This window comes from Bradyrhizobium niftali, from assembly GCF_004571025.1.
GTDB lineage: Bacteria > Pseudomonadota > Alphaproteobacteria > Rhizobiales > Xanthobacteraceae > Bradyrhizobium > Bradyrhizobium niftali.
The window spans coordinates 227,344-241,503 of sequence record NZ_SPQT01000015.1 but is presented as its reverse complement, the minus strand read 5'-3'; the positions used below and the strand labels follow the sequence as shown (position 1 = coordinate 241,503).

At 58.0% G+C, this 14,160-nt stretch carries 16 protein-coding genes and 1 pseudogene; 11 read left to right on the top strand and 6 right to left on the bottom strand.

Features of this window, described 5'->3' with window-relative positions:
* Positions 1-24: 24 nt before the first annotated feature.
* Positions 25-855, top strand: a complete 831-nt coding sequence (locus E4K65_RS25260) for a class I SAM-dependent methyltransferase (protein ID WP_135176426.1) — start codon at positions 25-27, stop codon at positions 853-855.
* A gap of 395 nt (positions 856-1,250) precedes the next feature.
* Here the strand turns inward: E4K65_RS25260 and E4K65_RS25255 are convergent.
* A pseudogene (locus E4K65_RS25255) lies at positions 1,251-1,508 on the bottom strand (IS110 family transposase); the annotation flags it as partial.
* Between the two features lie 5 nt (positions 1,509-1,513).
* Between E4K65_RS25255 and E4K65_RS49540 the strand changes: the two are divergent.
* From E4K65_RS49540 to E4K65_RS25240, 4 genes are all read left to right on the top strand, one after another.
* Positions 1,514-1,996: a ThuA domain-containing protein gene (locus E4K65_RS49540; RefSeq protein WP_347340968.1), complete on the top strand. Its 483-nt coding sequence runs from the start codon at positions 1,514-1,516 to the stop codon at positions 1,994-1,996.
* A complete protein-coding gene (locus E4K65_RS49535) occupies positions 1,986-2,249 on the top strand; it encodes a ThuA domain-containing protein (protein ID WP_283813881.1) in 264 nt (87 codons plus the stop codon). Before E4K65_RS49540 ends, E4K65_RS49535 begins: the two co-directional genes overlap by 11 nt.
* A gap of 394 nt (positions 2,250-2,643) precedes the next feature.
* Entirely contained in the window at positions 2,644-3,231 is a 588-nt protein-coding gene (locus E4K65_RS25245; protein ID WP_135176425.1) for a YybH family protein, read from the top strand.
* A 398-nt stretch (positions 3,232-3,629) separates the two neighbouring features.
* Positions 3,630-4,475, top strand: coding sequence for a metal-dependent phosphohydrolase (locus tag E4K65_RS25240; RefSeq protein ID WP_135176459.1), 846 nt, complete (start codon positions 3,630-3,632; stop codon positions 4,473-4,475).
* A gap of 193 nt (positions 4,476-4,668) precedes the next feature.
* Here the strand turns inward: E4K65_RS25240 and E4K65_RS25235 are convergent, their stop codons facing one another.
* The gene (locus E4K65_RS25235; RefSeq protein WP_027548304.1) at positions 4,669-4,962 is read right to left on the bottom strand and encodes a GYD domain-containing protein; all 294 of its coding nucleotides are present in this window, start codon (positions 4,960-4,962) and stop codon (positions 4,669-4,671) included.
* Between the two features lie 377 nt (positions 4,963-5,339).
* Between E4K65_RS25235 and E4K65_RS25230 the strand changes: the two genes are divergently transcribed.
* Entirely contained in the window at positions 5,340-6,011 is a 672-nt protein-coding gene (locus tag E4K65_RS25230) for a phytochelatin synthase family protein (protein WP_430649036.1), read from the top strand.
* A gap of 552 nt (positions 6,012-6,563) precedes the next feature.
* Entirely contained in the window at positions 6,564-7,781 is a 1,218-nt protein-coding gene (locus E4K65_RS25225; protein ID WP_135176424.1) for an NAD(P)/FAD-dependent oxidoreductase, read from the top strand.
* A 75-nt stretch (positions 7,782-7,856) separates the two neighbouring features.
* On the opposite strand, the gene E4K65_RS50040 is transcribed toward E4K65_RS25225, so the two are convergent.
* Both E4K65_RS50040 and E4K65_RS48775 read right to left on the bottom strand, forming a co-directional pair.
* On the bottom strand, positions 7,857-8,039 hold the full coding sequence (locus E4K65_RS50040) for a DUF1330 domain-containing protein (protein WP_430649039.1): 183 nt from the start codon (positions 8,037-8,039) through the stop codon (positions 7,857-7,859).
* 467 nt (positions 8,040-8,506) lie between these two features.
* Positions 8,507-8,677, bottom strand: coding sequence for a hypothetical protein (locus tag E4K65_RS48775; protein ID WP_235885716.1), 171 nt, complete (start codon positions 8,675-8,677; stop codon positions 8,507-8,509).
* Positions 8,678-9,099: 422 nt separating this feature from the next.
* Here E4K65_RS48775 and E4K65_RS25205 point away from each other — a divergent pair, with 422 nt between their 5' ends.
* The 3 genes from E4K65_RS25205 (at position 9,100) to E4K65_RS25195 (ending at position 11,515) form a co-directional block, all read left to right on the top strand.
* Positions 9,100-10,587 carry a phosphatase PAP2 family protein gene (locus tag E4K65_RS25205; protein ID WP_135176423.1) on the top strand — a complete coding sequence of 496 codons (1,488 nt, stop codon included), beginning with the start codon at positions 9,100-9,102 and terminating at the stop codon, positions 10,585-10,587.
* 131 nt (positions 10,588-10,718) lie between these two features.
* A complete protein-coding gene (locus E4K65_RS25200; RefSeq protein WP_135176422.1) occupies positions 10,719-11,174 on the top strand; it encodes a cupin domain-containing protein in 456 nt (151 codons plus the stop codon).
* Entirely contained in the window at positions 11,174-11,515 is a 342-nt protein-coding gene (locus E4K65_RS25195) for a hypothetical protein (RefSeq protein WP_135176421.1), read from the top strand. The genes E4K65_RS25200 and E4K65_RS25195 overlap by 1 nt, the downstream gene beginning before the upstream one ends.
* 176 nt (positions 11,516-11,691) lie before the next feature.
* On the opposite strand, the gene E4K65_RS47450 is transcribed toward E4K65_RS25195, so the two are convergent.
* Positions 11,692-11,859, bottom strand: coding sequence for a hypothetical protein (locus E4K65_RS47450; protein WP_167771114.1), 168 nt, complete (start codon positions 11,857-11,859; stop codon positions 11,692-11,694).
* Positions 11,860-12,005: 146 nt separating this feature from the next.
* On the opposite strand from E4K65_RS47450, the gene E4K65_RS25190 reads away from it, so the two are divergent.
* The gene (locus E4K65_RS25190; protein ID WP_135176420.1) at positions 12,006-13,370 is read left to right on the top strand and encodes a phenylacetate--CoA ligase family protein; all 1,365 of its coding nucleotides are present in this window, start codon (positions 12,006-12,008) and stop codon (positions 13,368-13,370) included.
* 144 nt (positions 13,371-13,514) lie between these two features.
* On the opposite strand, the gene E4K65_RS25185 is transcribed toward E4K65_RS25190, so the two are convergent.
* Complete coding sequence (locus E4K65_RS25185; RefSeq protein WP_135176419.1) at positions 13,515-13,790, bottom strand: hypothetical protein; 276 nt, start codon at positions 13,788-13,790, stop codon at positions 13,515-13,517.
* Positions 13,791-14,160 lie beyond the last annotated feature (370 nt).

The following is a 14,160-nucleotide window of genomic DNA, read 5'->3' as shown; positions in this document are numbered from 1 at the left end:
GTGGCACGTTGGAGGTGGCGACCCATGAACTGCCAGTCAGCTACTTACGTCTTTGGAGGCAATCAGAACGAGCTGGAACGCCTGCTGGGGCAAGCTGAGGATCTGAAGCCTGAATCGACGTGGCTGCTCGATCACGTCGGCATCGAGAAGGGCTGGCGCGTCGCCGACATCGGCTGCGGGCCAATCGGCGTTCTCGATCTGTTGTCAGAACGTGTTGGGCTAACCGGCACCGTCATAGGAGTGGAGCGCGAGCCCCGCTTCGCCGCCATGGCCCGCGCGGAGATCGCCAAGCGCGGCCTGCAGAATGTCTCTCTTGTCGAAGGAGACACGCTTAGCACGGAGCTGGAAAAGGGCACTTTCGATCTCGTTCATGAGCGTCTCGTGCTCATCAATGTGCCGGTCGCAAATCAGCATGCGATCGTGGCTTCAATGGTCGCGTTGGCGCGTCCTGGCGGCATCATTGCCACCGAAAGTTGGGATCGAGCCTCGTTTGCCTGCCATCCCGAGCATCGCTCGTGGCAGGTGCTGAATGATGCGTACCGCGAAGCCGTTCGGTCGACGAACGGAGACGGCACCAGCGGTCGGACCCTGCCCTGGCTCCTGCGTACGGCCGGCGTAACGGGCATTCGCACCAAGGTGCATGTCAGGGCTGTTGAGATCGGGGATCCGCGTCGCATCCATCGCCTGGGCATCTTGGACGTGACGAAAGACAAGATCCTGGCCAACGGCCGACTGACTGAGGCCGAGTTTGACGCTCACAGAAACGCCTTGGCCGCGCATCTAGCCGACCCCGACACGCTCCTGATCGATCAGCTTTTTGTGCAGGCCTGGGGCAGACGCCCGGCCATAACGTAATGACGGCTTCGGGTCAAAAGCAGCGGTGGACGCCAAGTTGGATCCGCGTCCGGTTTGCCCCTGACAGCCGACATGACACACGCTCAATCGACCTTCGGTTAAGGGCCATGTGTGGACGTATATGGACCCCGCCCGATTGCAACGACCGGCTTGATCAGGATCGACGGTCACAACTGCTGACGTATATCCGGCTTCTTGATGCGGCTGGACAACGTCTCCGCCGCGAGCCTCGATGGTTTTCGCCCGCTTCCACCTCAACGGCCCCGAGACATCGGCGCAAGCCGTGCCGGTCCACACATCAGGTTCGGGAAGCGACGGGGGTGACCGTTTCGCCATCTCCTGCCATTTGTTGCAATTGCCGGGTGAGACCTCCTTTCCTTGATTGCCGCTTCGCTTCAGGCCGCCTTCACCGACAGCGCCGGCTCATAAGCCGCGTCGCCTGTGAGCATAGCCCACACGATCCGCGCATTCTTGTTGGCAAGAGCCACGGCCACGACATTGGGATGGCGCCGTTGCCGCATCTTGCCGAGCCAGAGGCTTCGCGGATCCTGCTTGCCAGTAGCCCGGCTTAAAGCGGCGCGAGCTCCGTGAATCATCAGCGTCCGCAGGTATCGATCGCCGCGTTTGCTGATGCCGAACAAGCGGGCCCGCCCTCTTCATCGCACTCGTCAGCAGCGCGGCGGCAATCCGACCGCTCGGCGCGCGTGAAGAGCGCCCGCCAGAACGTGTCCTCTATTTCACCTACTCGGCCGGCTATCGGCACGACGTCATACCACTTTCCGAAGCAATCCTGACGCAGCTTGGAAGGAATTCCGGTACCTTTGAAGTCATCACAACGGAAGACCTGTCTGAATTTTCGACCGGAAACCTCGAGCGGTACGCCGCTGTGATGTTCTACACAAGCGGTGAAATTCCGATGAGCGGCGCCCAAAAGATAGCACTCCTCAACTTTGTGCGCTCGGGCCGTGGCTTTCTCGGCGTTCACTCGGCCACGGACACATTCTACACTTGGCCAGACTATCTCGATCTGATCGGCGGCTACTTCAACGGTCATCCCTGGCATCAGGGTGTGACCATCGAGGTGGCTGATGTTGCAGATCCACTGGTGGCGTTTCTGAGGAATTCGGCAGTTGAACGATGAAATCTACCAGATCAGCGACTTCGACTATCGCGGATCACGCGTGCTCTTGCGCCTCGACCAAAGTTCGGTGGACCTCAATAAGGCCGGTGTGCATCAACGCTTCTATGGTTGGCCGCTCGCCTGGAAACGATTTTACGGCGAGGGGCGAGTATTCTATTCGGCGCTTGGCCACGAGGCGTCGGTCTGGCAGGACCCGCGCTGCCAGAAAATCCTCACTAACGCTATCCTCTGGTCTACGAGAAGGTCGGCCTAGTGCAACCGGATTGCTATGCCGCTTGTGCCCTTCCTACAGGCAAGTATTGTGGCGGCTATCGACAATGCCGCTCGCCTTGATCGAGACTGGCTGTCGCCCGGCATGTCGGATTCTCGGAAGTATCCGACGCTGCAAAGAACTGAAAGGCAAGAACATAGGCCACTGCCCGCTCAATGCGGTTATCACTTCGGGTTTGGGTCAACATGCGAAGAACTCACTGTGAGCAAATCTAGTCCGCTTCACCCTGCTAAGCGGACCCACGTGGGCCGCGCCGCAACTTCGCAAACGGGCCATTTCCTGACTCCAAAGCGCGCCACGACAAACGCCCTTTTCAACTGGTTGGCACAGCGGTAGCCTTTACCGCCAGGGCTGAGGAAAAAGGGGGGTACTCATCATGACTGAACTCAAAATTTCTCGCCATCTGCTCGGGAGTGCCGCAGCCGGGGGCCTCGTCGCGGCAACGGGAATCGGCTCCGCTCGCGCCCGATCAGCGCAAAACACATTCGTCTTTCTCAGCAGGGCTTATATGAAACCATTCAGTCGCGTCCTCATACCCTTGCTCCTGATGGCATTTGGGGCCGTCTCAGCACGCGCAGATGATAAGGCTGACGTGCTTGCAGCGAACACGCAGGTCGAACAGGCCTTTACCAAGCTCGACGTCAAGGCTATTGAGGCGACTTGGGTCCAGGACGGATCTGTTTCGGTCATACACCCCGCAAGCAAAGCACCGATACTGGGTTGGGAGGGCGTCCAAAAAAGTTATGCGGACCATCCGGTTCGATACAAAGACTTCGCTGTTGTGATGGACAATCCGCAGGTAACGGTCAAAGACAACGTCGCTTGGGTCGTAGGTGTTGAAAAAGTGTACGCACATCGTGCGAACGGTGACGTCCTGGACATTTCGGCGCTTGCGACGAACATATTTGAGAAGCGCGGTGGCAAGTGGTTGCTGGTGCACCATCATGCCAGCCGCATGCCTTAGCCGCTGAACGCGCTGGAACTACAAATGCAAGGCAGCGTGACGCCTCGATATTCCGTTCGTAGGTGGGTCAGCAGCTGATACTCACGCCGTTGCCGCCGGACCATACATCTGGATCAAAATGCGAAAAACTCAACCTGAGCAAATTCAGGCCGCTATGCTCTGTTGAACGGACCTCAAGGAGGCGTGCCGCCACTTCGCTGATGGGCCATTTTCGGAAGTGCTCTTTTTAGCCAAGAGTCAGTTCGATGCCGCCCCAAACGTGTCTCGCCGGCCGACCGGTGAGGTCAGGTTCCGCACGGACGTGACATTTACCGACGCAGCGTGGAGCGATGTGCTATTTGATGCCCAACGAAGGAGCTATGTCAAAGCCCGCGGCGCGCACTGAGATGGGTGTTCAGATGATCACAATTCCAGAACTGGTAGCGCAGACTTTAGCATCGTTTTTGACTTCAGATACACGAGATCGGTTTGGTTCTTCGCATGCCCGACTGGCTGAAGTTCTTCCCTTCGCGGCCAGGCTCACATTGGAGTGCATTGGTAACAGCGACGCCCTATATCACAACATAGAGCACTCAATGCTCGTTACGCTTGCCGGGCACGATATCCTGATGGGACGAATGCTGTTGCGGCCAACGACAGTCGTCGACTATGCGAATTTTACTCTGGCGTGCCTCACCCATGACATCGGGTACGTGCGCGGAGTGGTTCAAGGAGATAACGACGATTCCTATGTCGCCGATTTAACTGGTCGCATGGTTCGTCTGCCACGGGGGGCGTCTGACGCCGCGCTCGCACCCTATCATGTGGACCGCTCAAAATTGTTTGTCCTGGAACGCCTCGACGACGTCGAAGAGATCGACGCAAGCCGAATTGCCCGAGCCATAGAATTTACGCGCTTTCCCTATTCGGAATCCTCAAACGACAGTCTGATGGAAGAGGAGGGTATGTTGCTGCGCGCTGCCGATCTTATCGGTCAGCTTGGCGATCCCAACTACCTGAGAAAGTCAAATGCCCTGTTCTACGAGTTTGAGGAAATCGGTTTAAACAAAAAGCTCGGCTATGAAACGCCTGCCGACGTCGTCTACAAGTACCCGCAATTTTATTGGAATAACGTTGCTCCACAAATTCAGACCGCGATACGCTATCTCAATATCACCTCGAGCGGTCGGCAATGGATAGCAAATCTTTATAGTAATGTTTTCCGGGCCGAGCGCGAGCCGGGTCTATCGGGTCCGCAACCTTGATTACGTCGGTCGGACTTTGTTGAACGCGAGCCTTGGGAGAGGCGTAGCGCAGATCGCCAATGTCCGCTCAGGGGCATTCGCGTTGTTTTGATGGTCGGCTTGTCACTTCCGGTCTACCGTCAACTTCAGACATGTCACTGCGCTGGCCGACGCTACGTGCCAACAACTGACCTTTGTTTTGATTTGCTTTAGCCTACGCAAGTCCCGCGATGATCTTGTCAACGTCCGCTTCCGGGAACACCTTGACCGAAGTCGTCCGTACGTTCCCGATGGCGGCCAGCGATAAGAGAAACTTGGCCATAGCCTCGTCGTCGGTGGCCTCGGTGTGGATAATGAGGTCATATGTTCCCATGGCGAGATAGCCGGCCTTGATGTCAACGCCAAACTTTTTGCCCAACTCCCTGGCGGCCGCTCGACGCTGCGGCATTTCCTTGATGGTCCGAACACCTTGCTCGGTGAAATTGCAGAGAAGCATGTACGTGGACATGACAATTCTCCTTTGACAAAGAAGCAATGGACTTAATGGGTCCACGTCGTGGATTATGCCACACTGCCTGCCCCCGCCCAACCACCAAGATCCCCTCAGGGCGGCTCGACGCGGCTAGGGGTCAATCTCGACCGAATTGGGCTGTCCGCGTGGCGTCCGGTTTTAGCGCCGTTAGCAGCCGAAGTGCGGACTACCTCAACTTCGGAAATATTCAGGCGTCGCGCAAACCGTCGTGAAGGGCCATTAGCGACCATACCCTTCCACAGTCTGATGTATCCTAGAGTTGAACTGCTTTTCGGGACGTGCCGAGGTCGTACCAGAATTGAGGCCGATCGGTTAAGGCCAGAAATTATCCGGTATCAGGAGCTCGCGCCGCAATGAGGTTGAAAACCAAGGTTTGGACGGCCGCCTTCGCCGCCGCAATGGTGATCGTCCTCGCCCTGGGCGGTCTGGAAGTTGTCGTAAGCCGGACAAAGGTCAGCCCAGAGACAATTGAGTTATCGGTGATCCACGCAGATGATGCTGTCGAACGCGCGTGGAAGTTGCCCGCTGCCGCATCATTTGGGCATGAAGTTTCTTGGCAGTCCAACGTTTCTCTGTGCGGCCCGTCCAGTCTAGCCAACGTGTTTCGGTCGTTCGGCGAGGATGTCATAAGCGAGAGGTCGGTTTTGGCCGGAACGGGCCTTTGCTGGACTGGCTTCTGCATAATGGGCCTGACGTTAGATGAGCTTGCTGGTCTCGCGCGCGCTAAGACACGTCGCAACGTGACCGTACTTCGGGACATGAGCGCAGAAGACTTCCGAGAACATCTGAAGCGCTCCAATGATCCAGCGCACCGTTACATCATTAATTTCGATCGGAAGATGATCTTTGGAGCGGGGGGTGGCCATCACTCTCCAATAGGCGGATATCTCGAAAACGGGGATCTGGTTTTCGTCCTGGACGTCAATCGCGATTACCGTCCATGGCTTGTGGAGCGCACGCGCTTGTTCGATGCAATGAATACACGGGATGGGGATAAGAAGCGTGGCATGTTGCTGATCGAGTAACTGCCCGCTTGACCCAGAAGACGCGCAGTGACGTGTGACGTCCCGGTCTCGAAGAGTCGGAGTGGGTTATTCGCGGCGGACGCAGCCGAGGAACCCCATGATGTAAGCGAGCAGGCTCGACTTCGGCTTGGGGTCAATCGCGTCGATCGGCGACCGTGCCGCCCATGTCCGGTCTACCTAACACAGCGGACTTCTGTGACTGCCCGAGCCTTCTCGCCTTTGGGCCGATATTGTTGCAAAAGTCGATATTCGCCGATGACCAAAATTCTGCGGGCCGTGGGCGCGACTTTCGCGTACAAGATGCGAGGGACCTCACGGCCTCACGCAAAATTCACAGGCGACTTCGGTAACGCGATTGAGGTCATACGAATCAGCGATCGCTCGCTGCTTGGTGATTTCGCGAAGAATCTTGAGCTCTGCAACTTTCGACTTTTGCAACAAAATCGGCCACAAGCGGCCTCGCTGCGGCCGTCGTCCCGAGGAGGGGAATAGTCACCTACCTCCAACACGTGGTAGGCTTCGCTGCCGATGGATTTCGGGAGGCATTGCGTCATGATTAGCAAAGCCGACGTTATTGTGATTGGTTCCGGCGGCCTCGGCGCTGCCACAGCATATTACTTGAGCATACACAAAGGTATCAGCGTCGCCCTCCTTGATAAGCATGATATCGGATCGCAAACATCGCCCCGCGCTGCAGGCATGGTGAGCTGTGTTCGTAAGAGCGACTTGATGATTAGCCTCATCAAGGACGCATGTCGCAAGATTGAAGCGTTCACGGAGGAAACTGGGCAGCCTCTCGATTGGGTGCATTCGGGCAGCCTGAAGATCGCGCGTCGACCGCAAGACGCCGAGGTTATCAAGACCGACTTTGAGCGCGGGCGCCGTATGGGCCTTGATGTCGAGCTAATATCTCCGGAGCAGGCGAATCGACTCAATCCATTTATGAAGCCAACCGGCGTCAAAGCCGCTATTAGAATCGGTGACGACAGGTATTTCGACCCGGCGCAGGTGGCTATCGGCTTCGCCAGAGCAGCGGCGGCCCGGGGTGCGACCTTACTGCCGAAGACAGACGTACTCACCGTGAACATCAGCGCAGGCAAGGTGATCGGCGTAACTACTGCGAAAGGCACAATTGAAGGGCCGGTCGTTGTCGATGCAGCCGGTGCATGGACGCGACAGGTGGCGGAGGCAAGTGGGGTTCGCGTGCCGTTGGTACCAACCCGGCAGCAATTGATCGTCACGGAGCCTTTGGATGGCGCGCGTGCCGACCTGCCGATGGTTCGGATAATGGATGCCGCCGTGTATACGCGCCCTTGCCAAGGCGGCTTTCTTTGGGGCGTCTACGAGGAAACGCCGCGATTTTTTGACATGCTATCGCTCGGGGCGAGTTTCGATGTCAAGGACATGCCACTCGACATCGAGGTGCTTCGCTCAGCCGCCATTGAAGTAAAGGATCAACTACCAATCCTGCAAACCGCTAAGGTGCGAGAATTTCGCGGTGGCATTCCGACGGTGACCGCTGACGGCCATCACATTCTCGGCCCAGCCCCCGGGACGACGGGCTTCCATTTTGCGAGCGGATGCAATGTCGCCGGGCTTTCAATCTCGCCAGCAATCGGAGAGGCTCTTGCAACCTGGATTGTCGACGGCAAACCGTCCATCGATCTATCGCCCATGTCTGTCACGCGCTTCGAAGACCAGTCGTGGTCCGAATCTCAACTGGAGAGGGAAGCCGCTTGGCAATATCGGCATTTCTACGGCGCGGTCTAAAGGCGAGTAAGGCGATCACCAGGGAGTGACGCTTTCGGCTCCAGAAGCGCACTGTATGTCTGGCGGACTGTTTCGTCACATTCCATCGAGAATGACCAAAGCTCCGCGCGTACTCTCGAGCCTAAGGTTTATTATTCTTTGGGAATCGGGCGACTTGTACCAGTCTTCGGCAGACTCTCGTGTCGGAAACTCGACAATCACGGTCCGGGGAGGCTGCCACTGACCTTCAAGAACTGTCAGCTTACCACCGCGAGCGATAAACGACCTCCGAATGAAGCCACTGTATCAACAACCTGCTTTCTATAACTGCTAACATCGCCTCATCGTGAACCGTCTCCGCTGCTATCAAGTATGCCTTCATCTGAGTCTTCTCCCATTTGGCTCTCGTGCAATGAAAACCAGTCAGCACTTTGGAGAATGATCTCCGTTGGCTGAACAGCTCTCCGACGTCACTGATGCAAAGCAAACAAAAGCGTCCAGCAACTCATAAAGATCAAAATCAAAGAGCCCTAGGTACAGAAAGTCGTGCGTGTATCGTGAGTTCTGAGGCCGCAAAATGTAGCATCCGAGAAACGACGTAACCATAAAGCAGCCATTAGGCGAGCACTATGGATGGCTCGGTTAAGATCAAGAGAAATCCAGCAACGAGGAAGAATGGTAGATTTTCAAGATCGTTCACCTGAATTCACCGGATGCGATCCACGTATTCGTTGGGTGTCAGTTGTTCAGCGCTCGGATTGGGGTTGAGGATCGTCCTTTTGACGTCCTCCGGCACCGCCCTTTACCTGCATCATCCGAGCAACCGTCAACCATGAAATCATGACGGCTTTGAGAGTCATTGTCGAGGCGGCGACCGCATAGGCGTTGAAAAGCGGGTTCTGAAAGCTGAGCTTCATCGCCGAAAGCGCCGACCTCTTATTCCGTTTGTCGTGGTTGGCATACCGCTCGGCGCTTATCTCATTCGTCGGCTGAATGCCGAGACGTTTCGTCGGATATGCATGAGCTTTGATGCGAGGGTCGTGGGATTCGATCTCTCGCGGGTGTCGATCGAGCTGAACTTGATGAAGAGCCCGTGGGCTTGTTGTACCTCTTTTCCATTCCGCTCGAAGCGATCTACCTGGCATAGGCCGCATGACAATGTGCCATGGGATAAGAAGAACTCGAAAACGCACGTCCGCTGTCGCGGGTACAACACCCGGAGCTAACGTCAAACCGTTCCTCCTGCCATAAGAGAGTAGGCCCCCGCTCCGGCAGCGACGTCGAGGTTCACGTTGACTTTCGGACTACCCGGGCCCACTGTCGGCTAAGAGCGCGCGCATTGCAGCGCGTACCAGTTCATGAGGTGTCCCACTGGCGTCTGGCCGGAGGCGGCAAACAGCGTTCGACCACCTCCAGCGCAAAAAACATCAACGCGTTCGGTCTGATGCCGGTCCTTCACGGGGGATCGCAGATGACTCCTCTGAGCCGTTCTTTGGCAGGCAGCGTGGCTGCCGGGTGGTTGGTCGTAGCTGCGAGCGGCGGTCTAGTTGAAGCCGCGGGCGAACAACCGACGTGGATCTTGTCCAGTGTTGGGGACCTCAAGACTGCGCCACCGCCGACCGGCGAGGCCGCGGCGGGCGAACTAACGGCCCTTCGGACGATGGTCGCCAACCGCGATGCCTCCGAAATCGCGCAGGCGCGCTGGTGGGACGTCGGCGGACCGGTGTATCGTTGGAATGAAATCGCAGTGAGAGAGATGCTGACGCGCTCGGTTACAGTGCCGCTCGCGCCACGAAATCTCGCCCTTATTCATGCCGCCATCCACGATGCCGTGGTGAGCGCGCTTGCCAACAAGAAGACCTACGCACGCCAGCGCCCGTTTGCCGTCGATCCACAGATCGCCGGGGTACTGCCAGTCCAGAGCAGTGGATCATATCCGTCTGATTTCGGCGCGGCCGCCGGTGCTGCCTCCGAGGTGCTGGCCTATCTGTTTGCGACCGACGCAGACCGATTTAGGAAACTTGCCATGGAGGCCGCCCAATCGCGAGTGATCGCTGGCCTCGAATATCCGAGCGATGCCGAGGCGGGGCTGGATCTTGGACGCCAAGTCGCGGCCCGTGCCATCGAACGCGCAAGTCAGGATGGATCCGACCAGAAGTGGACCGGAACTGTGCCCTCCGGGCCCGGCAGGTGGCAGGGGACAAATCCAATCAATCCGGCTACTGCGACTTGGAAGTCTTGGTCACTGAAAACTCCGGATGAGTTTCGGCCGCCGCCGCCGCCTGACTACGATTCCGCCACCGCGCTGGCCGAACTCGCCGAGTTGAAATCGTTCACGAGGACGCCACGGACAAATTCGATTGCCGTCTATTGGGAGACCTTCGGCGGCGTGCGCTCGTTTCAGCTCTGGAACGAGCATACCGGCCGCAAGGTCCTCGAATACGGCCTCAGTCAGGACCCTGCAGCCGCCACATACGCCTTCGCGGCCATGAACATCGCCATGCATGATTCTTGTATCGCTTGCTGGGATGCAAAGTACGCCTATTGGCGAATCAGGCCCTCCCAGCTCGATCCTGAGCTCAAGACGTTATTCCCGCCGCCGAACCATCCCAGCTACCCAGCGGCTCATGGCTGCATTTCGACCGCAGCGGCCGTCGTCCTCGCTCATTTGTTTCCCGGCGATGCCGACACGCTTTTAGCGATCGGCAAGGAGGCAGCAGACGCACGCATGTATGCAGGCATTCATTACCGGTCTGACATCGACGCCGGGCAAGCGCTCGGTCGCGCCGTTGCGGAAAAGGTTCTCGCACGGGCGTCAGGCCGTTGACGTCGCGCGAGATCGGAAGGCAGTGAGCGCTGGCCGCGCAGCATTGCTTCCCATCCGGACCAGTTCGATTCCGAGCGCAGTCTGCCGCGTTACCGCCACCTGAGGAACTACTCACAGTGGAGGAGACACACATGAGAAACTTCTTTGTCATTGCGAGCTTGATCGCGCTCTCACTTCCGGCGATGGCGCAAGACGCGCCGACGCAGGTTACTCCTGATGCACTCGCGTGGAAGGAGAACCCGGCCTTTCCTAAGGGCGTACAGATCGCAACTCTGGTCGGCGACTCAACGAAAACGGGGGATGTGGTTGTCTTGCGGATCAAGTTTCCGCCTAACTTTCAAATGCCGCCGCACACTCACCCTTATTCCGAGGTCGTGACGATCATAAGCGGCAACATCGGGACCAGCCACGGCGAAAAGTTTGAAAAGAAGGGCGAGTTGTTGAAGCCGGGCTCGTTGTGGGTTTATCCGGCAAAACATCCTCACTACGCCTGGACCGGAAATGAGGAGGGAATTCTCCAAGTTCAATTTGTTGGCCCTGGAGGCATCGATTACATCAACCCAGCAGACGATCCGCGCAAAAAGTGATGGCAGCTCGAATTTTTCCGATCGTGCTGTTGATTGCGTTCCTTTCGACGACAACGGTCGCCGAGGAGACGGCACGGGTCACGATGAGCGGAATCGGGAGTATGAGCTGCGCTCATTGGCAGTCCTCCAGAAGTAAATATGCGGAAGGCGTCGTTTGGCTCTACGGGTTCTGGACCGGGCTAAACTACGCCGCCGCTGTTCAGCAACTCACCCAATCCGAGCTGGATAGCAGTTCAATCGCCAAGGAGGTCGCAAAGACGTGCGCGCTGTCGCCCTCGACGACGCTGGCTCAAGCCGCCTGGCAAACGTTCGCGACACGAACAGGGGAGCAGCCGCATTAGCGGATGGCAGCAACACCGGTCGCTGGGTTGTTCGCATGCGGCGAGAGCCCGGGTCTCTTCGGTTTCGCGGCGCGCCATTGCAGGACTGTTCTGCCCGGAACCGGCGGGTTTGGCGGCGCATTATAGCGTTGGCGTATGAGGGGCTTGTCATGGACAGGCAGCGGACAGCGTTGGCTTTATTTGCCGTTGCTCTTGCCGTCGCGATTGTAGTCGCGTCCGTCACGACGCTGGAACGCGTGAACACGCGCCAGGCTGCGAACGACGCGCCGCCTGGTACGACCGGCCTCGCGCGGCCGCACCCGCCGCTTGATCGTGCAGCGGGAGAGCCGATCCAGAAAGAGCATTAACGCATCGCCCGGAGATGCACAGCAAGGTAGCTGCGAAGGTTGCACATTAGCAGTCCGGAAGAGCGCGCAAGCGTGGACCTCGCCACGGGAGGGGGACGTGAATATCATCGCCACGCGCTCGCCTGCTGTAGGGTTCACTTGTCATGAGCGAAAGCATCTCGTCGGTATTGCTCGATGCGCATTGCGCAAGAAGGCAAGGTCTCGACGCCATCGCGCAGCGACAACGCGCGCGGCTTGGCGAGGCCGTCGCCTTCGCTCGTGCCAACTCGCCCTACTATCGCGAACTCTATCGGGGGCTACCGGAGCGGATTGAGAGTTCGTCCGTGCTGCCGATGACTAATAAGCAAGAGCTCATGCGTCATTTTGGCGACTGGCTCACCGACCGCGAGGTTAGTTTCGCGGCAGTGCGAGGGTTCGTCGACAACTCCGAGCTGATCGGGCAACGCCTCTTTGGCAAGTATTCGGTGGCAATTACTTCTGGCAGCACCGGGACACCTGGAATATTTCTGTTGGACACACACAATTGGACGGTCACACTCGCTTTCTCGCTGCGCATGATAGCGGGCTGGCTTAGCGCGAGCGACATGTTGCGTCTCCTCGTCGGCGGCAGCGCGGCGTCGGTGCTGGCGATGGGCGGCCATTACATCGGCGCAACCAGCTTTGCTGCAATTCGCACAAAACGGTCGGCGCGACGATTACGGGCGCTTGCGGCGCAGGCGCCGTTGCGCAATTTGGTCGCCGAACTCAATCGGTGCCGCCCGGCTCTGCTCATCGGCTACGCCAGCGTCATGGTCCTATTGGCCGCCGAGCAGGATGCTGGTCGCCTGCATATTCAGCCGCTGTTGGTTCTTCCGACTTCCGAAGGACTTTCGCAAGACGGATGCGACCGGATCGCAAGGGCATTCCGCGCCAAGGTCCGGACCGTTTACGCTGCGACGGAATGCCTGTTCATGGCCATCGGTTGCGAACACGGTTGGTATCATGTCAACAGCGACTGGGCGATTCTCGAACCCGTCGATGCGAGCTATCGGCCGGTTCCGCCTGGCGAGGAGTCCCATACGGTCCTTGTGAGCAATCTCGCCAATCGCGTGCAGCCGATCCTCCGCTATGATCTAGGCGACCGCATCCTGCAACGACTTGATCCTTGTCCCTGCGGCAACCCGCTTCCGGCGATCCGTGTGCGCGGCCGCACTGCCGACATCATCACCTTTCCAACCGAACGCGGAGAGCAGGTCGCAGTGCCATCGCTCGCGCTTGAGATTGATCATGTCCCCGGTGTAGAGTTGTTTCAGATAGCGCAGATTGCGCCAACACAATTGCGCGTTCGCCTCCATCCCTCAGCCAACGCCGACCCACATCGGGTTTGGCGGGCGGTGCATTCCGAATTGACCAAGTTGTTGAATGAGCATGAGCTTGGTCACGTCTCTATTGAGTTAGCCGCTGAACCGCCAATTCCGTCTTTCGCCGGGAAGTACCGCACCGTCATCCCACTGGTTCCGAGCGCTTGAAGACTGATGAGAGCTTAGGGCGGATCGCGCTGCTGCCGAACGGCTACACCCGTACGCGGCCGCGCGTAGGACATATCTCATCAGAATGCAGCCGCGGCCGCGCACGGGCGGGTCGCCTATGTAGTGCAGTTGGTTTTCTGCCCCTTATTTCTTTGTACTGCTGGTATCTGGCTTCGAACTCGATCCTGTGGTCGTCTGCTGACCAGGCGCGCTTTCAGAATGACCAGGACCGGCTGTGGTGTTCTTCTGGTGGCCTGGAGCATACTCTGAAGCGCCAGGTGCCGTGGACTTGGCGTTGGGTTCCTGCATCTGTTGGCCGGGTGCATACTGCGAAGCTCCCGGCAATTCCTTCTTATCCGTTTGAGCGAAGGCTGACGTGGCAAGCAGCAGAGCGCCAACTACAACAACTGTTTTCATCATGGCTTGATCATCCTTGACTTGCGATCAGCTCCAACGGTTGAAGATGGTGGTCGTTCCAGGTCTTCTGCTCGGCGCTGGATGAAAGATCGGTTTCGATCCCGCCGTCCTAGGGCACATCGGTTCGCACGCCGCTAGTCAGCCCGATTAGGTCAGGCCATCGAGCGGACGCGGAGCTAAATGTCGGCACCCTTGTTTGGGTCGCCACGCTCTTCTGCGCCCTGCAATTCCCTCTGCGCGCTTCGTGCCAGTGCTCGTCTTCGCGCCCTTCGGGTTTGCCCGCTGCTCTTCTGTTGGTGAGCCATGATGAATTCTCCGAGAGCACAGGTCCCGCCTTCGGGAGGTACTAGGCGCGGGGCCGTCGGCCAATCTT

Bases quoted from the DNA above. Each gene is read 5' to 3' on its own strand.
- E4K65_RS25230 (WP_430649036.1), top strand. From the start codon at position 5,340: ATGAGGTTGAAAACCAAGGTTTGGACGGCCGCCTTCGCCGCCGCAATG.
- E4K65_RS25200 (WP_135176422.1), top strand. From the start codon at position 10,719: ATGAGAAACTTCTTTGTCATTGCGAGCTTGATCGCGCTCTCACTTCCG.
- E4K65_RS25185 (WP_135176419.1), bottom strand. From the start codon at position 13,790: ATGATGAAAACAGTTGTTGTAGTTGGCGCTCTGCTGCTTGCCACGTCA.
- E4K65_RS47450 (WP_167771114.1), bottom strand. From the start codon at position 11,859: ATGCTCTTTCTGGATCGGCTCTCCCGCTGCACGATCAAGCGGCGGGTG.
- E4K65_RS25190 (WP_135176420.1), top strand. From the start codon at position 12,006: ATGAGCGAAAGCATCTCGTCGGTATTGCTCGATGCGCATTGCGCAAGA.
- E4K65_RS25225 (WP_135176424.1), top strand. From the start codon at position 6,564: ATGATTAGCAAAGCCGACGTTATTGTGATTGGTTCCGGCGGCCTCGGC.
- E4K65_RS25260 (WP_135176426.1), top strand. From the start codon at position 25: ATGAACTGCCAGTCAGCTACTTACGTCTTTGGAGGCAATCAGAACGAG.
- E4K65_RS48775 (WP_235885716.1), bottom strand. From the start codon at position 8,677: ATGAAGCTCAGCTTTCAGAACCCGCTTTTCAACGCCTATGCGGTCGCC.
- E4K65_RS25235 (WP_027548304.1), bottom strand. From the start codon at position 4,962: ATGTCCACGTACATGCTTCTCTGCAATTTCACCGAGCAAGGTGTTCGG.
- E4K65_RS25240 (WP_135176459.1), top strand. From the start codon at position 3,630: ATGATCACAATTCCAGAACTGGTAGCGCAGACTTTAGCATCGTTTTTG.
- E4K65_RS25195 (WP_135176421.1), top strand. From the start codon at position 11,174: ATGGCAGCTCGAATTTTTCCGATCGTGCTGTTGATTGCGTTCCTTTCG.
- E4K65_RS25245 (WP_135176425.1), top strand. From the start codon at position 2,644: ATGACTGAACTCAAAATTTCTCGCCATCTGCTCGGGAGTGCCGCAGCC.